Origin of the sequence: Paenibacillus sp. M2, assembly GCF_046713495.1 — a bacterium.
In the GTDB taxonomy this organism is placed as follows: domain Bacteria; phylum Bacillota; class Bacilli; order Paenibacillales; family Paenibacillaceae; genus Paenibacillus; species Paenibacillus amylolyticus_B.
Window position 1 is genome coordinate 2,624,180 of sequence record NZ_CP169648.1, and the last position, 25,129, is coordinate 2,649,308.

Sequence of the window (25,129 nt, forward strand, 5' to 3'; positions counted from 1 at the left end):
TTGGTTACTTAAAGAGCTATCTGTTTTACACTGTTATGCATTGCCTCCGGCAAAGGAGGTTGAGGTTGGAACGGAATCACCTGACGATTTCTCGACAGTTGCGACCGCTGCTGCTTGCGCACCTTGTTGAAGCTGATACATCTTATAATAGCGGCCTTTAAGCTCCATCAGTTCATCATGTGCACCTTGCTCAACGATACGCCCGCGATGCAGAACCAGAATCTGATCTGCTGAACGAATAGTGGAGAGGCGGTGAGCAATGATGAAGGTCGTACGTCCTTTTTTGAGGACCTCGAGTGCGTTCTGAATTAGTGCTTCCGTTTCCGTATCAATATTGGCAGTCGCTTCATCCAGAATAAGGATGGCCGGATCAAATGCGAGTGCACGAGCGAAGGAGATTAACTGACGCTGACCAGCAGACAATGTGCTTCCTTTCTCGATGACAGGTTCGTCAAAGCCTTGAGGCAAATGAGCCAGTATACGTTCGGCTCCTACATCACGCAGCGCCTGTTCAATTCGTTCACGGGAGATCTTCTCATCGCCAAGACTGACGTTGGAAGCAATGGTGCCTGTGAACAGATACGGGTCCTGCAATACAATCCCCATATGCTCGCGAATCCACTGTTTAGGCAGATCTTTGACGTTCTGACCGTCAATCGTGATCTTGCCTTTTTGCGGATCATAGAACCGGAATAGCAGGTTGATGATTGAGCTTTTACCCGAACCGGTGTGGCCGACCAGAGCGACTGTCTGACCTTGGGATGCTTTGAACGAGATATTGTTAAGCACGTAATCTTTTTTATAGGCAAAGGATACATCATCGAAGACAACATTCCCTTTGTATCTTGGCATGGAGCCATCCGTTACAGCTTCTCCCTTTTCATCCATCAGCTCAAAGACACGCCCAGCAGATACGAGGGAGGAGTCCAGGTTGGCGAGTTGATTCACCATACCGGTGATTGGCTGGAACAAACGGCCCAGAACATCAACGAAGGCATACAGAACACCCAGAGAGATAATACTTGTGCCATCCAGCACACTGGAACCGAAGTACCACAGGACCACCGCAAAGGCGATATTTCGTAATACGTTAACCAGGTTGTGTGAGGTGAAGGCATTCAGGTTGAGCATTTTGTTCTGGTGTTTCATATAGTCATCATTCAGATCTTCGAATTCCTGTTTGGTTTGTTTCTGATGGCGGAATACGCGGATAATGGACATCCCCTGAATGGACTCGTTAATGATTGCATTGATCTCACTCAGTCGGGATCGAATGATCGTGTTGTAACGAGTGGCGAATTTGCGATAGAGCACAATCCATGTAATGAGCATCGGCACAACGAATAATGAGATTAGACCCAGGCGAACATCAAGCAGGAAGAGTGCGACATACACACCTGTAATCGTGATGATTCCTGAGAAAAAGTTCGAAAGAACGGCAACGAACAGATCCTTGACGGCTTCTGTATCGTTTGTGACCCGAGATACAACTTTACCTGCGGGCAGGTTATCAAAAAAGTGCACCGGCAGTCGCTGAATATGGGCATACACATCGTTACGCAGTCTTTGAATAACCTTGTTGGCCGAGGATTGCAGCCAGAAAGTTTTACCAAACTCCATAATGACCGAGATCACGAGGAAGATCATGTAATACACAATTAATTGATAGATGCTGGGCATCTCCGGTTTGTAAAAAGCAAACAGTTCACCAGCGGACAGGGGGGTTGCCGCATATTGGCCTGTTACCTCACCTGCGCGTGTAACCGTGAGGGTTCCATCCGTATATGTGCGGTCCCCGTCAGGTGCATTGACCGGTTCGTTTACAAAATAAAAACTTCTGCCGGCTTGTAATACCCGCACTTCGGAACCTTTATTTTCATCCGGTTCGAACAAACCTTCGCGTTTGTAATTCTTACCGTTGTAAACTGCGGCTTCATCTGAAGCTGTCGTCTCATAGAAAGGCTGCTCAATCGCGAGCAAGTGATTGTCAATCATGGATTTGGCGATGAATGGCCCGGCAAGCTCGGCCGCAACACCAATAGTAAGCATAATTAATGCAGCGATAAATGTTCCTTTGGCTTTCAAGGCGTAATCAAGCAGCCTTTTGCCTGTATTAGACTTCAATGAATTGACCTCCTACGTGGACAGATTGGACTCGACCTGTTGCCGTTCATACTGTTCACGGTACCAGCCGTTCATGGCTAACAATTCCTGGTGAGTGCCTTCTTCCGTAATTTTCCCGTGCTCCAGTACGATGATTCGGTCAGCATGTTCAATAGCAGACAGGCGATGAGTCGAGATCAGCGTGGTTTTGCTCGAGCGTTTGTTGCGTATATTTTCAATAATTTTGGCTTCAGTACGTGCATCGACCGCAGATAAGGCATCATCAAGGATCAGGATATCAGGATTAGCAATAAAGGCACGCGCCAGCGAAACCCGCTGTTTCTGTCCGCCGGACAGAGAGATTCCTTTTTCACCAACGAGTGTATCCAGTCCATCGGACAAGGTTCCCAGATCCCCGTCAAAAGCGGCGGTACGAATGGCTTCCATGATGACTTCATCACTGGCCCCAGGTTTACCAAATTGAATGTTTTGACGAACTGATTTGGAGAACAGAACTTGTTCCTGTGGTACGTACCCGATCCAGCTGTGCAAGTCATCTTTGGCGATATCCTGAATCGGATGACCCGAGATGCTTAATGTGCCCGAACCGGCAGGGTATTCATGAAGCAGTTGTTTGAGCAAAGTAGACTTACCGCTACCCGTACGACCCACAACACCCAATGTTTGACCCCGTCGTAGCGAAAAGCTGATATGACTGAGATTGTCGACAGTTGAACTTGGGTAACGGAATGTAACATCCTGCATCGCAATTTCTTCCGGATTCGTAACGTGGGCAGGTTGCTCCACATCTTGTACGGCAGGTTCTACCGATAAAGTCTCGTTGACCCGATCAAGCGAAGCGCTACCACGTTGCATCAGGTTAATTAATTCGCCGATGGCAAACATGGGCCAGATCATCATCCCCAGGTACATGTTAAACGATACGAGATCCCCCAGGGTAATTTCATTATGAAATACAAGATATATGCCGTAGGCAAGTGCAATCACATAACTGAGTCCAACGAAGAGCCGGATGGTGGGTTCGAATAGGGCATCCATTCTGGCAACAGCCAGGTTTTTGCGATACACATCTTCGGTCACGTCGGCGAACCGTTTCTCGTCCAGACGTTCCTGCACATAAGCACGCACGACACGAATCCCGGCGATGGATTCCAGCACCTGGTCGTTCATATCTCCGAATGCATCCTGTGCCAGGGTGTAACGTTGATGTACAGCTTTACCATAGATCATCATGGCAATGGCGATAAAAGGTAATGGCAGGATTGCCGCCAAGGTCAGTTTCCAACTGACCAGGAAACCCATCGCGAACAATACGGTGGCCAGAAAGGCTGTAGAGTCTGTTAAGGTCAGCATGCCGAAGCCTGCTGTAGTAGCAATGGATCGAAGATCATTGGTGGCCCGAGCCATCAAATCTCCTGTTCTGTTTTTCTCAAAAAAGGGAGGAGTCATCCGTAACAAGTGGTCCATAAAGCGTGAACGAAGCAGCCGCTCCACCAGATTGGCACCACCAAACAGTTTGTGCATCCAAACGTATGTAACCAGATAGATAATGATGACCGTTCCCAGAATAAGCAAAATATAACGGGTAAGTGAGGTGCCGGTAATGGAACCGCGCACAATCTCGTCGATGGCATTACCAAGAAGACGAGGAGGCAGCAGTTCGGCAATGCCCACCAGAATAAGCAAGATGACACCGGTTAGGTATCGTTTGCGTTCCAGCCGGAAGAACCAGGCCAGGTTTTTAAGTACAGAGAACAAGTGTTATCCCTTCCTTTCGATGTCCGAGAAATGCAGATTCCGTTCATGTATGCCGAAATGTACCCACAAAAAAAGACATACCGCACGCAGGCGGTATGTCTTCATATCATCATACGGCAGCATGGCTCAGAGAACAGAGCCGCCACCATATATAAGTTCGATTGTGAGTAAACATTACAGAGATTTTAATGAAAGATCGCCTGTCATGCCGACTTATGAACGGAATAATGATTTCGGGTGTGCTCCGGTATTTAGTTGTGTGCTGAATTGACCAATCATATGTTTGTTAAACACCGTAATCACCCTTTCTTTTTTTGGAAATAAATACAATGTAGACCTCGTATGTTTGCATCTTAACACCGGTTTTTACAATCTGTCAAACATTTTTCACAATTTATTTTGTCTTTATGTGGTCACTCGGGTTTGTATTCAAGTCCCTGTAGAGATATGATGGAACATATATATACAGAAGGAGCTGACACCAAATGAGTACCATACATGTATCCGATCAAGCTGCTCGCTGGTACAAGGAAGAGCTGAATTTGAACGAGGGAGACAGCATTCGATTTTTTGCCCGTTATAGCTCTGGCGGAGGTCTTCACCCTGGATTTTCGCTAGGTATTGCTGTGGAGAAACCAAGACATCCTGCGGATCAAACCGAAGTATCGGGGATTCAATTCTTTATGGAAGATCACGATTATTGGTATCTGAAAGGGCACCAACTGCATGTGGATATCGTTGATGAAGGTCAGGATATCGAATATCGTTATACTGAAGTCTAAGCAATAGATGGATTACAGGTCGCCACCGGCTTCCGAGTAGGAGGAGGGGATAAGCAGTGAATCTGCCAGCACGAGATTTGGCCCAGTATATCGCGAAACGCTCTCATATTGTTGTAAAGGCGGCTGTGTGGGCTGAGAACGAACAAGGTGAATTACTGCTGATTCAGCATGCTGAACACGGTCACTGGCGGTTGCCAGCAGGTGAGATGCGCCCGGGTGAGGCTATTGAAGATGCTGCACATCGGGAGTTATGGGAAGAGACAGGTTGGATTGCTGATACCATGACACTGGAAGGCCTCTATTCGGGGCCAGACCTTCGGTATCTGCATTCAAGCGGAGATGAAGAGTATTATGTCATTGCTCTGTTCCGGACAGTGATCATTCAGGATGACCTTGTGGAGTCGCGTGTAAATAGTGATGCAGGTCTGAAGTTTTTTGCGCTGGAGTCGTTACCACCTCTGAATCAGATTAGCCGAATCCTGTTAGCGCGGGATATTGCAGAATAAAATAAGTGTTGACGCAAAAAAATGACCTTGGCATGCACGATAAAGTGGATGCCAAGGTCATTTTTTGAAAAATCCGATTCAGGTGCTCAGAGTATGAATTACACCTGATCCAGTGGTTCATCATCCATCGCAAAATCAAAATCATCAATATCGAATACCTGCACAGGTGATTCAGACTCAATAATACGTGCAATCAGTTCAACCTGATCGGTGAGAATCGGGATACTCAGACGCTGAGATGTCAGCAACAGTTCTGTCTCAATGGGATCGAAATACTCCCCGTACTGTGCCGTATCTATTGCGTTGATAATGGCAATGGATACTTGGTCACCAAATAAAATGGAGGGGCTTTTGGCCCATGGAACAAGTAACGCACGCTCTATTTTTTTCTTATTCAGCGGTTCCTCGAAATAAGAAATCATTTCATTGATTTTGGATTTCACATGCTGATCATCTGCCGGGTTATCCATCATGGGATCAGGACTGGTCTGGAATTCATATAGCTCAAGGATGGTGGTATAAGGAACAATATATTCAACAGGCGCGGGCGGCGCTAGCAATTGACCGTAAATGGCCACCATCACGGCTTCTGTAATAAACTGACGTGACATGGTTCCTTAATCCTCCTGCGCCATTAATAGTTGCAAAGTGAATCTATATTTCATGCAACAGCATAACCACAATGTGGATTATTCTGTTGTAGACTCGTGTACATAATTTGCATGAATAGAAGTATATCACACAACGGTGGGAAATACAGCCAATCTGCATAGCATGTCAGGTTACAACTATCACAACTTGAATCAGGATTTGCCCAGTAGCAATGATAAAATTCCCGCCGCAATCAATGGACCCACAGGTACACCCTTGAATAGGGCAACCCCAAGTACCGTTCCGATTAACAGCCCTGCAACGACAGTTGGCTGTGTACCCATCAACGTAGCGCCACGTCCTCCGAGATATGCCACCAGTAATCCTACGCCAATGGCGAGTAGTGATTTCCAGTGCAGGAAAGACTCACCGATCGTCTGCAGACTCATCTTGCCACTGGCAAGAGGTGCCATCACGCCAATGGTCAGAATGATAATGCCCAGTGTAAGTCCGTATTTTTCAAGCCATGGAAATGCCTGATTCAGGTTCAGGACTCGTAGCAACAACAGAAATACCATCGCTACGGTCACAGGTGTGTTGCTGCTGATAATCCCGAGAGCCGCAAATACGAGCAACAGCAGGGAAGTCATATCCATTGTTTTCATTTCCCTTCAGTCTGTCCACGTTGTTTGCTAACGATATGTTCCGCAATGTAACGTCCATGCCAGCGCCCGGATTCAATAAAGACTTCATTGGCATTACGCCCCGAAGCGATGACTCCGCCCACATATACACCAGGTACGCTGCTTTCCATCGTTTGTGCATCATATAGAGGTTTATCCATATCATCAGACATCTCCACACCTACCGACGTGAGTAGTTGACGATCTGGACGGAAACCGGTCATGGCCAGTACGAAGTCATTATCCAGTTCCCGAGTGGAACCATCCGTGTGTATCAGACGAATCGAATCATCGAGTATTTCATTCACGCGTGATTCCAGGTGGAGTGTGATATGACCTTTTGTCACCATGCTCTCGAATAGCGGGCGTACCCATGGTTTAATATGCTGGGACAGACCACTGCCGCGATAAACCATATCAATATGTGCTCCGACCCGAACCAGTTCCATGGCCGCATCCACGGCTGAGTTGCTTCCGCCAATAATGGCGACACGTGTACGGGTATAAGGGTGGGCTTCCCGGAAGTAGTGGGTTACCTTATCTTTATCTTCTCCAGGGATGCCCAGATAGTTAGGATGGTCAAAATAACCGGTAGCTACAACTACATTGCGTCCAGCATGTACGATGGCTTCCCCGCGGCGATTGAGCGTATGTACCTCAAACGTACCATCATCCTTGCGTTTAATTTCACGGGCTTCCTCATAGTTATGAACACGCAGACCAAAATGTTCGGCTACCCTGCGATAATAGGCAAGTGCTTCATAACGAAACGGTTTATCATTAGGTGTGCTGAACGGAACGTTTCCGATCTCAAGCAGCGGGGCTGTGCTGAAAAACTGCATATGGGTTGGATACAGATAAATAGATTGAACGATATTGTATTTCTCAACGATCACAGCGGACAGTCCCAGCCGCTCACATTCAATGGCAGCAGACAGACCGCATGGGCCTCCGCCGATAATAATGACATCTTCCATGTTCTTAATCCTCCTTATTTCAAGCAATATAATCCTACCGTAAATAACGAGCCAATGCCAGTTCAAGCGTGGAGTTTAATTAGACAAGCTTACTTGAAACCAAAGGAGTTGACGTGTTGAGAAGAAAAGACTAATATCAAATTAGATGTATATCTAATTGAAAGCGAGATGAACGATGATGCAGCTGGAGAAAATTGTGGCTTATCATAAAGCGTTGGCTGACCCGACCCGGCTTCGCATGCTGCTGTTGTTGGCACAGGGTGAACTGCACGGACAGGCACTTGCCGAGCGGCTGAATCTGTCACAGCCAACCGTGACACATCATGCATCCAAGCTGAGAGAGGCGGCGCTGATTAAGGAACGACGGGAGAAAAATACAGTGTATTTCACACTCAATCCTTCGTTTATCCGCGAGAATGCACAGGCTTCGGTTGATTTTATCTTTAATCGAGAGGAGGTTGCGGATATGAGTGATGTGAATGAAACATTGAAAGCGTCGGTCATGAGAAATTTTTTCTCCAAAGATGGGCGACTGCGTCAGATTCCGGCTCAATACAAGAAAAAACTGATTGTACTTGGTCATCTGGTCGAGCAGCTTGAATTTGGTCGGAAGTATACGGAGAAAGAAATCAATACATTTATAAAGCAATACCATGAAGACTTTGCAACGATTCGGCGAGAATTTATTATGCATCAGTTCATGTATCGGGAAGAGGAGATCTATGAATTGAATCCGAAGGAAATGTGGACACGCTGGGATCAGGTCAAATAGAGTAGCGTTTGGTAAAAAAAATTGGGCTTGACAACTGTAAAGCTCAGTGTGTAACATAATGGATAATTCTACAAGGGAGGCGATTGTTTATGACAAACTTAAATGCAGTATACGTTAATTTGAATATGAACAGCGTCTCCGGAACGGATCAAAGCATGTAATTTTGCGTTAGCTGGATAGCAGTATCCATTGTAACGTGAAGTATGTCATGCTCAGATGAAGCCACGGGTGACGCACCCGTGGCTTTTTTGTTTGCCAATAAAAGGGTGTTCCTGAATGGTTTATATCGGAGGGTTAAGTATTCTATCCGGTAGATCTGCAAGAAGGGATGATCTCTGATTCGGTTAACTACTTATTGCCACGGGTGTATTTCTACTCGTGGTTTTTTGTTTTGATCTGAACCGGAGATGATTGTTCAATCGGCTTGAACGAAGTAAACAACTTATTTTGGGAGGAATTTTTATTTTAGATAACCATATTGAGAAGTACGGCTGGTCAGCAAAGTGGCAGGAACTGTGGCAAGAGACAGGGATGGAAGAGCAGGAGAAAAAGCCAGCCAGAATTATCGCAGACCATGGACATCTGCAACGTCTGATTACAGAAGAGGGCGAATGCTGGGGGAGAATTTCGGGCCGAATGCGTCATGATAGTCTGGAGAGCAGCTTGGTACCAGCGGTTGGAGATTGGGTGGCGATTACAGGCCAGGCAGGTGAAGAAGCAATTATTCACCATCTGGTGCCACGTCGGAGCAGGGTATCGAGACAGGCGGCAGGTCCGGTGACCAAGGAACAATTAATCGCCGCAAACGTAGATACACTGTTGATCGTGGCTGCACTTAATCATGATTTCAACCTTAGACGACTCGAAAGATACGTGATGATGGCTTGGAATGGTGGCGTAAGGCCAGTCATTGTCTTGAGCAAAAGTGATCTGTGCAACAATGTGGAAGAACAGATCCGAAGTGTAGAAGGGATTGCTCCAGGCGTTGAAGTGCTTGCAATATCTGCAGTGGAGGGTCAAGGCAAATCCTTATTGGAACGATATTTGCAGCCAGGGCTGACTGTTGCGCTGACAGGATCTTCTGGCAGTGGCAAGTCTACGCTGGTGAACTGGATGATGGGTGAGGATGTGCAGCTTACACAATCCGTCCGCGAGGGAGACAGCCGTGGGAGACATACGACAACACACAGGGAGATGTTTGTACTACCCCAGGGAGCCGTATTGATCGATACTCCAGGAATGCGTGAGCTTAATCTCTGGGATGAGGGCAATGATGGGCTGTCGCATGCGTTTGGAGAAATTGAAGAACTTGCGGCCACGTGCAGATTTCTGGATTGCAGCCATACACAGGAAGCTGGATGTGCAGTGAAAGATGCCATACAGAATGGTTCATTGGATGAAAAAAGATTGAATAATTATCTGAAGATGCAGAAGGAATTGCAATATCAGCAACGCAAGGAAGAAGTGGCATCCAGAAGGCGTACCGCCTCCAGCAAACCGGCCAATAGTCGTAAACCCAAGCACTCCCGTAGTGCGAAAGAGTGGGAGGAAGCCTGAAATCAGGCGGGCATCATCCGGTATCTTGCATAAGATAGGTCAGGAGGGATGTCATTATGCCAGATTACAGGATTATTGTAGATCTGTCTGACCACATGTTATATCTTCTGGATGGCAATCAGGTGATTAAGGGCTATCCCGTGGGCACCGGCAAGATGCTCACACAGACTCCAAACGGGGAGTTTACGATTATTAACAAACAATCCAATCCAGGTGGGCCATTTGGCGTGTTGTGGATGGGGCTGTCTGCTCCCCATTATGGGATACACGGAACCAATGAGCCTTGGTCTATTGGCAAATCCGTCTCCCATGGTTGTATACGCATGTACAACTCGGATGTGCTGGATTTGTCTTCCAAGGTATCTGTAGGCACGAGAGTAACGATCCGGCCCTAGGGCCGGATTTTACTTCATGAAAGGTAGTTCAAAAAGTCCGCTTTTGATTACGAATCATGCCTAGCGGCGTGATCAGCATCGAATATGAAATTCAGCCGAAATAAGCGGGAGGCTTACGAAGTATGTTTCCGAAGGAAACATTTTGGTTGCTCACGTAGCTCTATCTACGCTCCGCTACTCCATTTCTAGCTTCATTCCATCTTCGTGGTACTTAAAACCAGACTTTTTGAACACGTATTATAAGGTTAAGATAGCCAGTTACCAAATAAGTTTTACAGCCAGGACTAAAGTGGGTTAATTTGGAATTAAAGAAAGAAGAACATATAATATGGTAAAGCTGCGGCGGTTACGAGAGAAAGTGAGTGATAGCGATGCTGATCAGGCGGGCGCGTGAAGGGGATGCGCAAGGAATAGCCCATGTACATACAGAGAGTTGGAAAACAACGTATCGGGGAATTGTGCCTGACGATTTTTTGGATCATTTGACTACAGAATCAAGATTGTCTCAGTGGGAGAAGACTATTCGTTCTGGCGAAAAGGATCAGATCCTGGTGGTAGCTGAACAGGATCATGGGAACATTGTCGGATTTGCTTGTGGGGGTAAGGAGCGTAAAGGCAAATTACCTTATGATGGAGAGTTGTACGCTATATATTTGCTTAAGGAAGTGCAACAAACGGGGATAGGTCAGCAACTGGCGACACATGTCGTTCATCATCTGCAGACCCACAATATGAAACGTTTGATCATATGGGCTTTGGAGCGAAATTCAGCTTGTCGCTTCTATGAAAAGATGGGAGGCACTCCAGTCCAAACACAGTCCCTCCGCATTGGTGGTCAAGATCTGATCGAAGTTGGCTACGGATGGGAAGACTTAAGCCTCTTTGGAGAGAAGAGCCTGCCCGACTGTTGAAAGACTTTCAGATGGCGAGAGAATAGTGTGGGTTGTGTTGTTTCCTTAAACTTTAAAAATGGAATAGCTAATTCAGGTCTTCACGTTTGCGTAATTCTGAACAAGGTTAATGATGTATTACACCGTTGTGCAGGTGTGACATTTAATCTTGATCAGGGGGCGTATTCACATGACTTTAATGGACACTGAACATACAACATGGACGAAACAATATATTAATGGCAGCTGGGTAGATGGCTCCGGTGAGAAAACAATGGAGAATATCAATCCTTATTCGGGAGAAGTTATTGCTACATGGCGCTCTTCCAATAAGAAAGACATAGATAAGGCTTATGAGTCAGCTCAGAAAAATTCGATTGAATGGGCGAAGTCATTACCTGCTGCGAAAGAAGAGGTATTGCGTAAAGTTTCATCCCTGATGACGGAGCGGAAAGAGGAGATCATTCAACTGTTGATCACGGAATCCGGGAGTACCCGTATCAAATCGGAGGCGGAGTTTGCAGCGGCTAAACGCATTGTGGACGAAGCAGCATCTTTTCCTTATCGCATGAAGGGTGAGATCATCCCGTCCAATACCCCTGGCAAAGAGAACCGTGTGGTTCGTGAGCCGAAGGGAGTGATTGGTGTTATCGGGCCATGGAACTTCCCTTTGCATCTATGCCTGCGATCTGTAGCTCCAGCAATTGCTCTTGGTAATGGTGTGGTGATTAAACCAGCATCGGATACTCCGATTACGGCAGGGTGGCTTATTGCCGATTTGTTTGAACAGGCTGGTCTGCCTGAGGGCGTGCTGAATGTCGTTGCGGGAAGTGGCAGCGAGATTGGAGATTACTTTGTCGCTCATCCGGTTCCCAAAGTAATTTCATTCACGGGTTCCACAGAAGTTGGACAAGGGATCGGTAAACTGGCGGGTGAACATTTAAAAGAAACGGCACTGGAACTAGGCGGCAACAACGCCATGGTTGTGCTGGAAGATGCGGACATTGAACGTGCTGCCGAAGCGGCGGTCTTTGGTAAGTTTCTGCATCAGGGACAGATCTGCATGGCTCTGAATCGTATCATTGTGCATACCGATATTTACGACCAATTCGTCGAATCATTTGTTGCCAAAACGAAGAATGTCCAGGCAGGTGATCCAGCGGATGCCAAAACACTCGTGGGTCCTCTCATTCGGGAAAAAGAGGTAGAACGATTGCTGGAGCTTGTGAACAAAACCAAGGCTGAAGGCGCACAGTTAATGCTCGGGGGGACCAGTCAAGGCAGCGTGCTGTCTCCTACTGTACTTGCCGATGTTAAACCTGAACAGGATATCGTGCAGCAGGAATTATTTGGCCCAGTAGCAGTGATCATGAAGGCTCATGATGAGCAGGAAGCTGTACGTTTGGCGAATGATACTCCTTATGGACTTAGTGGTTCCGTATTCACCAAAGATCTGAATCGAGGATATCAGGTTGCCCAGCGCATTGAATCGGGTATGGTGCATGTAAATGATCAGTCTGTGAACGATGAAGCGCATGTGATGTTTGGCGGTGAAAAAGCTTCAGGGATTGGACGTTTCGGTGGGGATTGGGCCATTGAAAAGTTTACACGTACTCGTTGGATCAGCATTCAGCACCAATATCGGGAATATCCGGGAGTGAAATAAGTCGAAAAAGAGTGAACCAGCAGGAGCATTTATGAATGATTAGAGTGGGTTACAAAAAAACGACAAATCATGCGAAAGTCCGTCTCCAGCTTGGTGGGACGGGCTTTTTGCACAATTTTACACCTCAGCAAAATACGGCTTAATATAAGAGTGGAAAAGCTGTTTGGGGCTGACGCTATCTGGTTATTTATGGATACACGGAAGAATCGATCCGTAAATCCAATGGCAAAGGGGCTTTAAATTCATGTCCATTGACCGCTTTATTCTGAGGAAACTGAATACCTGTCAGGAAGAACATACACGTGCCAATTTGGTTCGGCTGTTTGTCATTCGTATTCGTAAAGCCGAGATTGCGGAAGAACATGATGCCGCCTATGTCCTGAGCAAACTGCACTGAGTGATGGCTGACAATAATTGCGATCCGATGTTAACGTGTATACAACTCAAAAAAGGAAGCTTGTCTATAACGACAGCTTCCTTTTTCATGTCTTGTAAAAAATGTGTCTTGGTTGACTCCTTTTAATATAAGGATAAAGCAAGGGAGTCGTTTTCACTTCGACTGTGGAGAATGGCTTCTCCATTAACAATCTCAATACTAATTAAAGAATGCAGACATTTTTGAATGGCGCGTTTACCGTTGCTAATTTTATGCTCAAGAGCACTGCTAAGCAATCTTAATGTCTTCTGCATAGGTTGTTTGTTTTCTTGATTAAAATATACAGGGATTGATTTGTTTTGAAAGGTTATTAGGGTTCTCACTTGAAATCACCTCACGGTTGTTATTTCATACAGCTAATATTAAATTCCAATGCTTAAAATTACCTTAAAATCAGCTTATGAAAACATAAAGGTGGGTAATGTTTGAAAAGTGTTCACAATTCAATTGTGAGCGAAGGAATAAAAGTCCTGAAAAACGTAACTTAATTACCATTTAAATGGAACTAAAAACGATAGTTTTCGTATCCTCGCAATATTTAATTGCATAACTGCCACGAAAGTTCTGAGTCGAATGTACGATATTTTAATATATACGTGGGTCATATGTAACAAAATTACAGGTGGTACATTGCAAACAGGGGGTTTATGTAAGAAAATAGGGTTGATATAACGATTCATTCTCTTTTTTTTGATTTAATCTGACATTAGGACAATTTACATATGAGACCATGGGAGGGATTCGGATGATTCTAACCGTGTATTCCGGCCGCGAGGAAGGAGAATGGTTCGACATCGATGTTCCGGACGAATGTACCATTGAACATTTGAAGACATTACTCGGCGTTCGCATTTTTGGACAGGCACCGGGAGACGGCATTCAGTACATCCTTGAAGCCAAGTTTCCGGAAGGTTTGTGGTTCTCTCCGCAGAACGCACAGCAATTAATGGAAACAGGGCTGCGACAAGGCAGTTGCGTACGTGTCCAGCGGGCTTTTTCAACGACTTCGGAAGAAGCGCCTGTATATGGAAGACGTTCATTGTTTCAACAGGACAGCAACGAATAGGGCTTTTGAACGTATACATTCATTATTGAACGAACTAAAGGAGGTCTTCTCTTCGTGAATGTGTTATATCAGCGTTCCCCAAGAATGACACCGGTTCTCAAGGAAGAGAGACTCGAAATACTCAGGCCTCCAACAGAACCGAGCAAACCCACGTTTTCCATGATATCCATTATTGTGCCGATCATGATGACTATGGTCAGCATTGGTTTCTACGTATATATCAATATGACCGGCAAAATGGGCAACAGCAATTATATGATGTTTCAGATGATGACGGTCATGATGATGCTTACTTCTTACACCATTCCATTCTTCGTGTATCTGAGCAACAAGAAATCATATCGCAAAAAATTGGAAGAACGAAAAACAATGTATCTTGCCCAACTGGACAAACACCGGGAAGAACTGAAAGAAGCTCAGGCGGAGCAAGTGAAGAGCCTGTACGAAATTCACGGTGATCCGGGTGTATGTCTTCAAGTGGTGAAGAACCGGAACAGTTCCTTGTGGGAGCGTTCACCAGAGGATGATGATTTCCTTCAGGTGCGCATTGGAACGGGAGAGATTCCATTCCGCATCAAACTTCAGGTTCCGCGGATTGATGGTTACGAGAAGGATGAGCTGATTGAAGCTGCCCATGAACTTGCGGCTGAATTCCAGACGGTACCGGATGCTTCCATTACATTACCTTTGTTCCAATCGAAGGTTATGGGACTGGTCGGCGATCGGGAGGAAGTACTTGCTTCCCTGCGAGTCATCATCTCACAACTGACGGTACGCCATTCCCCGGATGAACTGAAGCTTGCTGCATTCTATGAAGAAAAGGACAGCAAGGAATGGGACTGGCTTCGCTGGATGCCCCATATCTGGGATGAAGACCAAGGACAACGCTATATGGCCGACAGGCACAGCGGTGCGCATCAATTGGCGGACAGCTTGTTTTCCGTGTTGAACCGGCGTCGTAACAATAAGGAAGACCGCTACAAGAAAAGTGTACAAACGCCATGTTACGTTGTGATTCTCTCCGATACGCAATTGATTGAAGAAGAACCGTTACTTCCGCTGCTGTTGGAGTCGGCTCATGACATTGATGTATGCACCATCATACTGGCTAATCGCAAGGAGTCTCTACCGATGCATTGTCAGTTGATTATGGATGCCTCCAAAGGCAAAGGGGTGTATATCAAAAAAACGGAAGATGCGGATGTTATACAACAAATGTACAAGCCTGATGTGATTTCGAAGGAGATGGCAGAGGCGCTTTCCCGTTATATGTCACCGATCCGCTTAAAGCGGTCATCTGCTTCAGATATCCCGCAAGTGCTTCCGTTATTTGATATGCTGAGTACATCACGTGTGGAAGATCTGGATGTGGTGTCCAGGTGGGGACAGACGAGATATCCTGACACGCTGCCCGTACCGATGGGTGTACGAGCTGGCGGCAAAAAAATTGCGATAAACCTGCATGACAAAATTGAACGTCAGGGTCATGGTCCCCATGGTCTGATTGCAGGTACAACCGGTTCAGGTAAAAGTGAAGTCATCCAGTCCATCGTTGCTTCACTCGCTGCTGAATTCCATCCACATGATCTGGCTTTCATGCTGATTGACTATAAAGGTGGCGGTATGTCCAATACATTTGTTGATCTGCCTCATGTGGTAGGGACGATCACCAATCTGGATGGAAATCTGATCGAGCGGGCGAATATCTCACTTCGTGCCGAACTGGTCAGAAGGCAAAAAATATTAAATGATGCGGGAAACCTCCAGCATATTGATGAATATTACAAGATTCTGCGTTCCAGACATGAACAGCCACTGCCACATCTGGTTATTATCATTGACGAGTTTGCTCAATTGAAGCGGGACCAGCCGGAGTTCATGGATGAATTGATCAGTATCGCGGCCATTGGCCGGACACTTGGGGTTCATCTAATTCTGGCAACCCAAAAGCCGGCTGGTGTTGTGGACGATAAAATATGGAGTAATTCGCGCTTCCGGATCTGCCTTCGCGTACAGAGTGAGGGAGATAGCAGGGATATGATCAAGATTCCAAATGCTGCCTGGATTACAAAGCCTGGTCGTGGATATTTCCAGGTTGGTAGTGATGAAGTGTTTGAAGAAATGCAATTCGCCTGGAGTGGTGCACCTTATAACCAGCAGGAGGATTCAACAACAGTATTGCCTGTTATGGAAGTGCGCCTGAACGGTAAGCGGGAGCCTCTGTTAACTGGAGAGCGCAGAGCCGTTCTCAAAGGTGAAGATGTTCCGAAACAGCTTCAGGTATTTATTGATTATGTTGCGCAATCTGCAGCTGATGCGGGTATCCGTCGTTTGCCAGGACCATGGTTGCCACCTTTACCAGAGACACTGGAATGGGAAGGTCTTCAGGACTGGCAGGAAGAAGAAAATCGGGATCTGCTGCTTGATGGCGGGGCGAGTGGTCTGAAACCACTGGTAGGTTTGCTGGATGATCTCCCTAATCAGCGCCAACAACCGCTCGCATTGCCTGTGGATCAAGGACATCTGGTCGTGTACGGCATGCCAGGACTGGGCAAAACAACATTTGTTCAGACCTTGCTTATGTCTTTGGCCCGTTCCCATAGAACTGAACCTTGGCATGGTTACATTATCGACATGGGCCGCATGATGAAGGACTTTGCAGCACTACCTCAGATTGGTGGCGTGATGATGGCGGAAGAGGAAGACCGGATCAAACGGTTATTCCGCTATATTCTCAAGCTGTCAGCACAACGCAAAGATATCATCTCGGAGGCGGGGGTTAAAACGATTTCGGCCTACCGCCGGACAGCTCACGCGGCTGTTCCGCAGGTTGTGGTCGTTATCGATGGTTATCTTTCATTCCGCAATGCCTATCCGGAAGAGAATGAACTTCTGGAGACGATCCTGCGTGAAGGCGGAAGTCTGGGTATCACCTTTGTGCTCACCGCCAATCGGGTAACAGATGTATTTGAAAAATTCAGAAGTAATATTCCCAATGCGGTTTCATTTGAGTTATCCGATCCAAGCGATTATTATTATGCCGTGGGAAGACCTTCCAAGGCGCCAAGCCAACTTCCGCCAGGAAGAGGTCTGGTCAAAGGGCAAGTGCCTCCGTTAATGTTCCAGGCGGCATTACCATCTTCAGGGGCAGATGAGGGCAAGCGTTCATCTGAACTGCGCCGTACGATTGCTGAGATTCGCCAAGGCTGGACAGGGGAAGAAGCGCCGCAGATTGCTCCACTTCCGGAAGAGATCAAACTCAAGGATCTACTCATTCGGACAGGATCATATGGTCAGGCGTGGGATACATCGTCTATAACTGTCCCTGTGGGACTGCTTACGGATGATCTGGAACCATTCGAGCTTAATCTGCGTGAAGGTCCGCATTTCATGGTAACGAGTCCGATGGAAGGCGGCAAAACGACATTTTTATTGACATGGATGTTATCACTGGCTTATCATGCTTCTCCGGAAGATGTGCAAATATACACAGTAGATATGCGTTATGGCTCAGGTGGGCTGGGGGAAATCAGCAGTTTGCCCCATGTCCGTGGACATGTATCGCGAGAAGAACAGCTTGCACCTGTCATTCAACAGTTGTACGATGAAGTTCTGAAAAGAGGCGAGATTTCCGGTGGACCGGAACTTGTGCTCGTCATCGATGATGCGGACACCTTGTCCAAGCAGCTAAACGATTTTAATGTAAAAGATCAATTGGGAGCGATTGTTCGTCAAGGAAGGGATCGCGGTGTACATGTGATTCTGTCCGGGGTTCCGGCAGACTTCCCGACCTTCGGTTCTGACTGGGTAACGGATGTGAAGGCTTCCCAGAGCGGAATGCTGTTCGGGACTTTAGACCCTAACGATCTCTCGTTCTTCCGTATACCTTATTCCGAATCTGGAGGTAGTTCAGGTGGGCTGAAGGTACTGCCTCCGGGTCAAGGTTATTATGTAAAACGTAAATATTCCAGGGTTAAAGGTGCAGTTCCATGTGATGACAGCTGGAAAATGACCGATTGGATTTCTGAAATTCGTGACCGATGGCATGTTGTAGTTTGAGGGGAGGTGGCTCATAATGTTGACGGTTCATGATTCTAAGCAAAAGGTAGTCACGTTGCAAACAAAGGAACTTTTTTTCCTGGCTGGTATTCTCGGTTCAGACCGACTGCTTGGTGTAGAAGATCCGTTTCGCGGCTATATGGCTGAGGATATCGCGAGGGAGTGGGAGCGTGTCAAAACCTCCCTTCTTGACAAAGGATATCTGATTCGGGATCAGGATACCGATGAGCTGATCATGACACCGACCGTTTTCTCCAGGGTAGCCATTGCCGGATTGTCCGACAGAGCTTGTTGGATTCGCTACACGATCAACGGCAAGTCGTATGAGAGTTATATACATTGCACGGATGAGCGGGTCGTTGAAGTTTCCCGTGTTGACGACGTACCGGACTCGTTCCGGCTCAGCGATCTGGGAAGTGTTCGTGAAGCCATCGATGTTCTGATAGAGCGGATGAAATGGAGCGGCCATTCTCCTGCGGAGAAACCGGCCCTAATGTGCTCCAAGAAAAAATTTTATGATGTCATGAATGAGCTCGAAAACAGCGGAGTACAGACCGTAGCAGCGGAACTCGAACAGGAGACAAGTGATCCTGAGGGCTCACTTGCACTGGCACGCTGTCTGGTGGGTAAGGAGTCAGACGGGGAGCTCAGGTTGCTTGTATGGAATGAAGACGGGTGGAAGTCGCAGTCGGCAGCCTTTGCTGCAAGTGCGGTATCCAACTGGTTGTTCCGGATGAGCACTGCGGCTTCAGATGATTGGCTTGTTGCAGCACTAACGACTAGAGAACAGTTTCACGAGATGCTGCTGGACTGGCTTAAACAGCCTGCAGGGGAAGAGGAAAGGTGATGGTAAATGCGCATTCGTGTGGAACCGGATGTGCTTCGGGCACTGAGCAAGCAGATTCAGTATGCAGCGGAGCAAATACAGCAAAAGATGACAGTGTTGGATCAGGCGATTCATTCGCTGGAGTGGGAGGTTGAATCCCGCGCAGCGGTGATGAATGAATGGAATCACAGTAAACGACTGGGCGAGGATGCGCTGCGTCGATTAATGGACTTAAGCGTACAGCTGGGACGCAAAGCGTTGTTATTCCAGCAGGCAGACATGGAGTATCGTTCCGTGCTGAGTCATGTGAACACAGCCTATGGTAATGCGGTCAATATGCTGAATGTTCTTCAGAACAATCGTACAGGAGAAATCATGCCTGCACATTCTGCAACTGTAGCTGTAGTATCCGATCCCCTTTCCGCAATGGCGGCCGTATATCGTGTACAGGATGCCGCTCCGCCTGATGGCTCCCCGGCTACACTGGTGCAGGCTATGCAGCCTGAGCCTGTAGCATGGAGATTCACAGATCCTTCCTTTCGGGGAAGAAGAGGGACCGAGCCTGTGGTTTCCTGAACAGGGTGAATGAAAGTAACAGCAGAAAGTGAATCTTTTTTTGTAAATAGGCTGTTAGGAGAAGTTTCAAATGCTAAAAATGGGGTAAATAGGATTAGGTCCTTCGGCTTTTGTCCGATCGATCCTGGTATAGTACAATTTGAACAAGTAAAAAATTAATTGCACAAACCAAGGAGGAATTTACAAATGGCAGGACGTATTTTAGTTACCCCAGAGCAGCTTGATCAGGTTTCCAACCAATTTAAACAAAGCGGTGAGCAAAGTCAGCAAATCGTATCTACATTGACTCAATCCATCACAAGCATGGAAGGACAATGGGAAGGTATGACAAAGCAACGCTTCTTCCAAGAGTTCCAAGAAGCTAGCAAACAAATGCAATCATTCGTTCAAACGCTGAACAGCATCAGCGCTGAACTTACAGCTATTGCTAACAAATTCCGTACAGCTGACCAAGCTCGTTAATCTGCTTTACATAGATCAGGCCGATGTGAAGTCTGATTTCGTCCTGAATTATAGGTGGATAGCAAGCTGAAGATGTACAACTACAGCAAAAACCGGGCGTTGTCACAACACCCGGTTTTTGCTGCAACTATGACACTAGGACAGAGAGAGGGATAAGCATGTCTTTTCAACCAAATCCCGGGGATGAAGTGGTGATTAACGACATTGCCTATACGATTGGGCAACATCCGGCAGCGCCGGGTCTGGCTTATGCCCAAGCCGGAAGGCAGGGGATTGTTTATCAGTTAATACCCCGTAATGGTTCCGTTCATGGGGCCAAAGCACTAAAAGTCTTTTTTCCTAAATTCCGTATTCCGGCTATGGTATATCAGTCTGAGCATATGGAGTCTTATAGTGAACTGCCAGGTTTGCAGGTATGCAAGCGTGATGTGCTCACTCCGGAAAGAAACGGAGCGCTCATTGGAAAACATCCCGATCTGTTATATGCGGTGTTGATGCCATGGGTGCAAGGTCAGACCTGGTTCGATGTGATCAGTGATCAGAGACAGTTGACGGCTGAGGAGAGCTTGAAGCTGGCCAGAGCACTTGCTGGAACAGGTTCGGCTATGGAACAACGCGGACTGGCTCATTGCGATATGTCCGCTCCCAATGTAATGATTCCGTTTTTTTCCGAAGTGGAGAACCTGGGGAAGACGTCTGCGGTAGAACTTGTGGATGTCGAGCAGATGTACGGTTCCAAGATGGATCGTCCGGATGCCCTGCTTGCCGGGTCGCCCGGTTATGCAGCCCATCGAACAGTGCACAGCGGTTTGTGGAGTTCATATGCTGACCGATTTGCAGGAGCTGTTATCATTGCTGAAATGTTAAGCTGGTCAGACCCTGTGATTGTAGAGAAGGCGTGGGGCGAAAGTTATTTTGATCAGCATGAAATGCAAACAGTGAGTGAACGGTATTATGCGATGCGGGAGTCCCTTGAGAAGCGTTGGGGTTCCAAACTGTCAGATCTGTTCATTCGAGCTTGGGAAAGTCACGATCTGAGCAGCTGTCCGACGTTTGGTGAGTGGTATGTTGCATTGGCTGCGGTAGACGTGGATCAGGCCAATGCGGCGGCTGCTGCGACATCGGAAGAAGCAGCTACCAATTCGTCCGAAGCTGATGTGAATCTGAAAAAGAGCTCAGAACCAGTAAATGAACCGGTGAATACGCAAGACGGGAACCGTCCCCAAACGCCGCACTCTCCAGATCAGGAAGCGGTTGTGAATCGTCTGTTCCTGCAAGCAAGAGCCCTGGAGGATGAAGATAAACCGGCTGCAGCACTGGAAGTGTACCGCTCTCTTTATCATTTTATTCCTCATAACAGCGCGATGCAGATGGAAGTCGAGGCTGCAATCAAGGAACTGGATGCCAAGCTTAATCCAAAAGAAGACACAGACAAGCCCGTACCTGTGCCATTCTACAGATCCAAAAAGTTCATGATTTCCTCCGCTGTGCTTATTGTATTGCTGGCAGGTGGCGTGCCAACGGTCAAAATACTCGCCGATCAGGCAGAGGTAAAACAGAAAGAACAGCTGGAAGCCACACGGCTGGCAGATATCAAAGCTGCGGAAGAGGCGGAAGCAGCAAAGGCAGCTGCGCTCAAACAGCAGGAAGAACAAGAGAAACAAAAGGCCGCAGATGCTGCAAAACTGGACGCAGAGGAAAAGAAAAAGCTCGCTGAAGCCAAGCAGAAGGCAGCTGATGCAAAGAAAAAAGAAGAAGAACGTAAGGCGTTACAGGCCAAATACGACAAACAGGCGAAATATGAGGCCTTTCTGGTGAAGCAGGAGCAGCAGAAGAAAGAAGCCGCTAAGAGAGCACAGCAGGAGAAGTACGATAAACAGGCAAAATATGAAGCTTATCTGGTCTGGAAAAAAGAGAATGATGCCAAGCTTGCAAAACAGGAAGCGGAGCGTAAAGCGGCAGCTGAAGTTAAACGTCAACAGGAGATTGCTCAGAAAGCAGCTCTGAAGAAAAAACGTGCCCAGAATGTGGTCACGCTGATTGCTCATTACAATAAGACGTATAACGCGCAAAAAGGCAGAAAAATTGAAAATGCGGAATCGTATGCCCGTGATTTCAAAAATCTATACAATACCGATGCTTCCTATTTCAAAGGTGTCGGAAAAGTGGCCGCTCGAATGAGTGCCATTAACAAATTCCTGAGCAACACTAATTATACGTTGCCCAACTTATAAATAACGTGAACGATGGAGGTGACCCACCCTAGATGAACTACACGATTCAAGCATCACAGCGTACACCTGCACTTATTATATATTTAATTGATATTAGCGCCTCCATGAACATGGTTCTGGAAAATCGTCGACGGATTGACGTCGTCTATGATGCCCTATCTCTCGCGATCCGCCAAATGGTATTTCGCTCTACCAAGGGAAATCGTCTGACACCTCGTTATCGTATAGCCATATTGGCTTACAGCGATGATGTATATGACTTGTTGAACGGAATTAAAGGGATTGACGAGATCGCTGCAGTTGGTTCTTTGCCTGACCTGACTCCGAGACGCTTTTCCGATTCTGCGAAGGCTTTCCTACAGGCGGAAAAGATTCTACAGGCCGAAATTCCGAATATGCAGGATTGTCCTGCGCCACTTGTATGCCACATGACCGATGGGGTAGCCACAGGTGAAGATCCCGAACCTATTGCAAAAAGAATTATGGGTATGAGTGTACCAGACGGCAATGTACTGGTGGAAAATATTTTTATATCCGATCATCTGCTGGAAGGTCCAATTGCTGAACCCAGAAGATGGAAGGGAATCTCTTCGGAAACGAATCTACAGGATGAGCATGGAGAGAAGCTGCGGAATATGTCATCCGTCCTGCCCGAAAGTTATCGGGAAATGCTTGTTGAAGCTGATTATTTGCTTGCACCCGGTGCACTCATGATGCTGCCAGGTACCTGTGCAGAATTGGTATCAATCGGGTTCCAGATGTCCGCTGCTACGCCTGTTAGATAGGAGGGGAATCATGAGAGCGATGCGTTTGGCAACATTGTCTGCTGGAGATAAGGGGGGCCATGCCGAGCAACGGCATGGCAACTTTCGCTATGTTAGTGTACAGACGGGAGAACAGCCACTAACCCGCTATCAGGGTACATTTAAGTGCAGATATGGTTATGGCAGAGCGGCTGAGACGGTACATCAGGGAGATACCGGACAGGACTTTGCTGCGGTACGTATGAAAGGAAATATCTGCAATTTTGTATTGTGTGATGGGGTAGGCATGAGTTACCTGGGCGATTTTGCAGCGCGTTTTCTGGGGAATGCTTTGCTGGATTGGTTGGAAACGACGCAACACCCGACAGAAGAGGGCGTGGAGCGTCTTCTCCATGATCTAACCCTTCCTGCATCTCAGCAGTTGGAGAAATTACAGCCACTGGAAAGTTCCCCTTTGTTGCTGCGTGAAGTGTTGATGGAAAAGCGAAGTCGGGGCAGTCAGGCCATGTATGTGTGTGGACGGATCGAGCTTACGGGAGGTGGCCGCAAAAGCCGTGTATGGTTAGCGTGGCAAGGAGATTCCCGTATTCGCCTTTGGCGTAATGGTCAGGAACAGTCTGAATTATTTCAGACTCACTGCAAGACAAATGAGCGTTGGTCTACACTTGAAGGGCCTGTTGGTGGTAAGCCGCACATCTGCGAGATGAAAGGGTCGGCAGGAGATTCACTGCGACTCCAGTTATATACGGATGGACTGAACGACCTGGATGCCATTCAAGCCTATGTCCCGGATGAACACATTCAGGTACTGCTGGATGCTACACATACCGGCGGACTTGAAGATGATGCCGCTTTCATTGAGCTGGAATGGTGAGTGCGGGATATCAAGTTGTGGATCGATCCTGCTGAAGCTGTGACAGCGGCGAAGATCAACTGTGAAAAAACTTGTTGATGTTGATTTAAAAGACACTCTTTTTGGGTAATCTTGTGAAGAATTGGCTAATGAAAGCTTGAATGTACATTCTTACATAATTGCTAATCAAAGGAGTGGAATGGATAATGACACAACATAACGGTAAGTCACGGTTCCAAGGCAAGGTTGCGATTATTACCGGAGCAGGCTCCGGGATTGGGAAAGCCACTGCGGTCAAGCTGGCTAAAGAGGGTGCACATGTTGCATTGTTTGATCTGGTGAATGATCGGATCTCGGAAACGGAAGCAGAGATTAATGCGCTGCACCCCGGTGCGGCAAGAGCATTTGATGTAGACATTTCTGACCCGGCACGTGTGGAAAAGGCTGTACTGGAAACCGTTGAGTTATTCGGCGGTTTGGATATCGTTTTTGCCAATGCGGGCATTAACGGAGTATCGGCACCCATTGAGGAAATTCAGGTTGAAGATTGGCAACAGATTATTACAACCAACCTGAATGGTACATTTTTCACCGTAAAATATGCTTTGCCTCACGTTAAGAAACGGGGTGGCGGCAGCATTATCATTACAAGTTCGATTAACGGCAATCAACGCTTCTCAAGCTTTGGCATGTCGGCGTACAGCACGTCCAAGGCAGGACAGGTTGCTTTTGCCAAGATGGCTGCGCTTGAACTGGCGAAGTTCAAGATACGTGTGAACGTAATCTTGCCAGGAGCGATTGCGACAAATATCGATCAAAGTACGGTCAAAACGGATGATCTGCAACAGATCATTATTCCGATGGAGTTCCCGGAAGGACAGCAACCACTTGCGGACGGGCCGGGTCAGCCGGAACATGTTGCCGATCTGGTAAGTTTCCTCGCATCGTCCGAATCCAGACATATTACGGGAGCAGAGATCGTCATTGATGGTGCCGAATCATTGCTCAGCTAAGTGAGCATTCTGGATAAATTTCATTTTTACTAAGGCGTGTCTTAGGGTGTGTCTGCGATAGTCGTTCCTCTGGAACGGCTTTTTTTGTTATAATGCTAACATTCGAATAGAGATACTGAAGAGCAGTAGGGTACATTCA

The 25,129-nt window shown here is 47.0% G+C and carries 23 protein-coding genes; 17 read left to right on the plus strand and 6 right to left on the minus strand.

Features of this window, described 5'->3' with window-relative positions; genetic code table 11:
• Positions 1–33: 33 nt before the first annotated feature.
• Together ACETMN_RS12185 and ACETMN_RS12190 are read right to left on the minus strand one after the other, a co-directional pair.
• Complete coding sequence (locus ACETMN_RS12185; protein ID WP_411736157.1) at positions 34–2,124, minus strand: ABC transporter ATP-binding protein; 2,091 nt, start codon at positions 2,122–2,124, stop codon at positions 34–36.
• A 12-nt stretch (positions 2,125–2,136) separates the two neighbouring features.
• The gene (locus tag ACETMN_RS12190) at positions 2,137–3,882 is read right to left on the minus strand and encodes an ABC transporter ATP-binding protein (RefSeq protein ID WP_105598235.1); all 1,746 of its coding nucleotides are present in this window, start codon (positions 3,880–3,882) and stop codon (positions 2,137–2,139) included.
• Positions 3,883–4,367: 485 nt separating this feature from the next.
• Here ACETMN_RS12190 and ACETMN_RS12195 point away from each other — a divergent pair, with 485 nt between their 5' ends.
• Positions 4,368–4,664 carry a HesB/YadR/YfhF family protein gene (locus tag ACETMN_RS12195; protein ID WP_036609218.1) on the plus strand — a complete coding sequence of 99 codons (297 nt, stop codon included), beginning with the start codon at positions 4,368–4,370 and terminating at the stop codon, positions 4,662–4,664.
• A 56-nt stretch (positions 4,665–4,720) separates the two neighbouring features.
• Positions 4,721–5,170: an NUDIX domain-containing protein gene (locus ACETMN_RS12200; protein ID WP_411736158.1), complete on the plus strand. Its 450-nt coding sequence runs from the start codon at positions 4,721–4,723 to the stop codon at positions 5,168–5,170.
• A 98-nt stretch (positions 5,171–5,268) separates the two neighbouring features.
• Here the strand turns inward: ACETMN_RS12200 and ACETMN_RS12205 are convergent, their stop codons facing one another.
• The 3 genes from ACETMN_RS12205 to ACETMN_RS12215 form a co-directional block, all read right to left on the minus strand.
• The gene (locus tag ACETMN_RS12205; RefSeq protein ID WP_036609214.1) at positions 5,269–5,781 is read right to left on the minus strand and encodes a hypothetical protein; all 513 of its coding nucleotides are present in this window, start codon (positions 5,779–5,781) and stop codon (positions 5,269–5,271) included.
• Positions 5,782–5,973: 192 nt separating this feature from the next.
• Positions 5,974–6,417, minus strand: a complete 444-nt coding sequence (locus ACETMN_RS12210) for a DUF441 domain-containing protein (RefSeq protein ID WP_036609212.1) — start codon at positions 6,415–6,417, stop codon at positions 5,974–5,976.
• 5 nt (positions 6,418–6,422) lie between these two features.
• Positions 6,423–7,421, minus strand: coding sequence for a YpdA family putative bacillithiol disulfide reductase (locus tag ACETMN_RS12215; protein ID WP_192132282.1), 999 nt, complete (start codon positions 7,419–7,421; stop codon positions 6,423–6,425).
• 178 nt (positions 7,422–7,599) lie between these two features.
• Here ACETMN_RS12215 and ACETMN_RS12220 point away from each other — a divergent pair, with 178 nt between their 5' ends.
• The 6 genes from ACETMN_RS12220 to ACETMN_RS12245 all read left to right on the plus strand — a co-directional run bounded on the left by ACETMN_RS12220 (position 7,600) and on the right by ACETMN_RS12245 (position 13,098).
• Entirely contained in the window at positions 7,600–8,193 is a 594-nt protein-coding gene (locus ACETMN_RS12220) for a metalloregulator ArsR/SmtB family transcription factor (RefSeq protein ID WP_076249781.1), read from the plus strand.
• Between the two features lie 447 nt (positions 8,194–8,640).
• Positions 8,641–9,750, plus strand: coding sequence for a ribosome small subunit-dependent GTPase A (gene rsgA / locus ACETMN_RS12225; RefSeq protein ID WP_411736159.1), 1,110 nt, complete (start codon positions 8,641–8,643; stop codon positions 9,748–9,750).
• A 56-nt stretch (positions 9,751–9,806) separates the two neighbouring features.
• Positions 9,807–10,145: a L,D-transpeptidase gene (locus ACETMN_RS12230; RefSeq protein ID WP_091017202.1), complete on the plus strand. Its 339-nt coding sequence runs from the start codon at positions 9,807–9,809 to the stop codon at positions 10,143–10,145.
• 371 nt (positions 10,146–10,516) lie between these two features.
• Entirely contained in the window at positions 10,517–11,056 is a 540-nt protein-coding gene (locus tag ACETMN_RS12235; protein ID WP_091017200.1) for a GNAT family N-acetyltransferase, read from the plus strand.
• A 169-nt stretch (positions 11,057–11,225) separates the two neighbouring features.
• Positions 11,226–12,701, plus strand: coding sequence for an aldehyde dehydrogenase family protein (locus ACETMN_RS12240; protein ID WP_105598237.1), 1,476 nt, complete (start codon positions 11,226–11,228; stop codon positions 12,699–12,701).
• 244 nt (positions 12,702–12,945) lie between these two features.
• Entirely contained in the window at positions 12,946–13,098 is a 153-nt protein-coding gene (locus ACETMN_RS12245) for a hypothetical protein (RefSeq protein ID WP_164783094.1), read from the plus strand.
• A 122-nt stretch (positions 13,099–13,220) separates the two neighbouring features.
• On the opposite strand, the gene ACETMN_RS12250 is transcribed toward ACETMN_RS12245, so the two are convergent.
• Positions 13,221–13,460, minus strand: coding sequence for a hypothetical protein (locus tag ACETMN_RS12250; protein ID WP_074094612.1), 240 nt, complete (start codon positions 13,458–13,460; stop codon positions 13,221–13,223).
• A gap of 422 nt (positions 13,461–13,882) precedes the next feature.
• Here ACETMN_RS12250 and ACETMN_RS12255 point away from each other — a divergent pair, with 422 nt between their 5' ends.
• The 9 genes from ACETMN_RS12255 to ACETMN_RS12295 all read left to right on the plus strand — a co-directional run bounded on the left by ACETMN_RS12255 (position 13,883) and on the right by ACETMN_RS12295 (position 24,990).
• Entirely contained in the window at positions 13,883–14,203 is a 321-nt protein-coding gene (locus ACETMN_RS12255) for a hypothetical protein (protein WP_074094613.1), read from the plus strand.
• A 54-nt stretch (positions 14,204–14,257) separates the two neighbouring features.
• Positions 14,258–18,262, plus strand: coding sequence for a type VII secretion protein EssC (gene essC / locus ACETMN_RS12260; protein WP_091017197.1), 4,005 nt, complete (start codon positions 14,258–14,260; stop codon positions 18,260–18,262).
• A 16-nt stretch (positions 18,263–18,278) separates the two neighbouring features.
• Positions 18,279–19,109, plus strand: coding sequence for a hypothetical protein (locus ACETMN_RS12265; RefSeq protein WP_091017195.1), 831 nt, complete (start codon positions 18,279–18,281; stop codon positions 19,107–19,109).
• Positions 19,110–19,115: 6 nt separating this feature from the next.
• A complete protein-coding gene (locus tag ACETMN_RS12270; protein WP_017689072.1) occupies positions 19,116–19,664 on the plus strand; it encodes a WXG100 family type VII secretion target in 549 nt (182 codons plus the stop codon).
• Between the two features lie 186 nt (positions 19,665–19,850).
• Positions 19,851–20,126, plus strand: coding sequence for a WXG100 family type VII secretion target (locus ACETMN_RS12275; protein WP_017689071.1), 276 nt, complete (start codon positions 19,851–19,853; stop codon positions 20,124–20,126).
• Positions 20,127–20,284: 158 nt separating this feature from the next.
• Entirely contained in the window at positions 20,285–22,360 is a 2,076-nt protein-coding gene (locus ACETMN_RS12280; protein WP_411736160.1) for a hypothetical protein, read from the plus strand.
• Positions 22,361–22,392: 32 nt separating this feature from the next.
• The gene (locus ACETMN_RS12285; protein ID WP_017689069.1) at positions 22,393–23,145 is read left to right on the plus strand and encodes a vWA domain-containing protein; all 753 of its coding nucleotides are present in this window, start codon (positions 22,393–22,395) and stop codon (positions 23,143–23,145) included.
• A 10-nt stretch (positions 23,146–23,155) separates the two neighbouring features.
• The gene (locus tag ACETMN_RS12290; RefSeq protein WP_091017192.1) at positions 23,156–23,998 is read left to right on the plus strand and encodes a protein phosphatase 2C domain-containing protein; all 843 of its coding nucleotides are present in this window, start codon (positions 23,156–23,158) and stop codon (positions 23,996–23,998) included.
• Positions 23,999–24,183: 185 nt separating this feature from the next.
• Complete coding sequence (locus ACETMN_RS12295; RefSeq protein WP_411736161.1) at positions 24,184–24,990, plus strand: SDR family oxidoreductase; 807 nt, start codon at positions 24,184–24,186, stop codon at positions 24,988–24,990.
• The last annotated feature ends 139 nt before the right edge of the window (positions 24,991–25,129 follow it).

What these genes read in the sequence shown, in the direction of transcription:
- ACETMN_RS12280 (WP_411736160.1), top strand. Translation starts at nt 20,285, where the DNA reads ATGTCTTTTCAACCAAATCCCGGGGATGAAGTGGTGATTAACGACATT.
- ACETMN_RS12210 (WP_036609212.1), bottom strand. Translation starts at nt 6,417, where the DNA reads ATGGATATGACTTCCCTGCTGTTGCTCGTATTTGCGGCTCTCGGGATT.
- ACETMN_RS12295 (WP_411736161.1), top strand. Translation starts at nt 24,184, where the DNA reads ATGACACAACATAACGGTAAGTCACGGTTCCAAGGCAAGGTTGCGATT.
- ACETMN_RS12230 (WP_091017202.1), top strand. Translation starts at nt 9,807, where the DNA reads ATGCCAGATTACAGGATTATTGTAGATCTGTCTGACCACATGTTATAT.
- ACETMN_RS12255 (WP_074094613.1), top strand. Translation starts at nt 13,883, where the DNA reads ATGATTCTAACCGTGTATTCCGGCCGCGAGGAAGGAGAATGGTTCGAC.
- ACETMN_RS12205 (WP_036609214.1), bottom strand. Translation starts at nt 5,781, where the DNA reads ATGTCACGTCAGTTTATTACAGAAGCCGTGATGGTGGCCATTTACGGT.
- ACETMN_RS12285 (WP_017689069.1), top strand. Translation starts at nt 22,393, where the DNA reads ATGAACTACACGATTCAAGCATCACAGCGTACACCTGCACTTATTATA.
- ACETMN_RS12215 (WP_192132282.1), bottom strand. Translation starts at nt 7,421, where the DNA reads ATGGAAGATGTCATTATTATCGGCGGAGGCCCATGCGGTCTGTCTGCT.
- ACETMN_RS12220 (WP_076249781.1), top strand. Translation starts at nt 7,600, where the DNA reads ATGCAGCTGGAGAAAATTGTGGCTTATCATAAAGCGTTGGCTGACCCG.
- ACETMN_RS12245 (WP_164783094.1), top strand. Translation starts at nt 12,946, where the DNA reads ATGTCCATTGACCGCTTTATTCTGAGGAAACTGAATACCTGTCAGGAA.
- ACETMN_RS12195 (WP_036609218.1), top strand. Translation starts at nt 4,368, where the DNA reads ATGAGTACCATACATGTATCCGATCAAGCTGCTCGCTGGTACAAGGAA.
- ACETMN_RS12270 (WP_017689072.1), top strand. Translation starts at nt 19,116, where the DNA reads ATGCGCATTCGTGTGGAACCGGATGTGCTTCGGGCACTGAGCAAGCAG.
- ACETMN_RS12235 (WP_091017200.1), top strand. Translation starts at nt 10,517, where the DNA reads ATGCTGATCAGGCGGGCGCGTGAAGGGGATGCGCAAGGAATAGCCCAT.
- ACETMN_RS12275 (WP_017689071.1), top strand. Translation starts at nt 19,851, where the DNA reads ATGGCAGGACGTATTTTAGTTACCCCAGAGCAGCTTGATCAGGTTTCC.
- ACETMN_RS12240 (WP_105598237.1), top strand. Translation starts at nt 11,226, where the DNA reads ATGACTTTAATGGACACTGAACATACAACATGGACGAAACAATATATT.
- ACETMN_RS12290 (WP_091017192.1), top strand. Translation starts at nt 23,156, where the DNA reads ATGAGAGCGATGCGTTTGGCAACATTGTCTGCTGGAGATAAGGGGGGC.
- ACETMN_RS12265 (WP_091017195.1), top strand. Translation starts at nt 18,279, where the DNA reads ATGTTGACGGTTCATGATTCTAAGCAAAAGGTAGTCACGTTGCAAACA.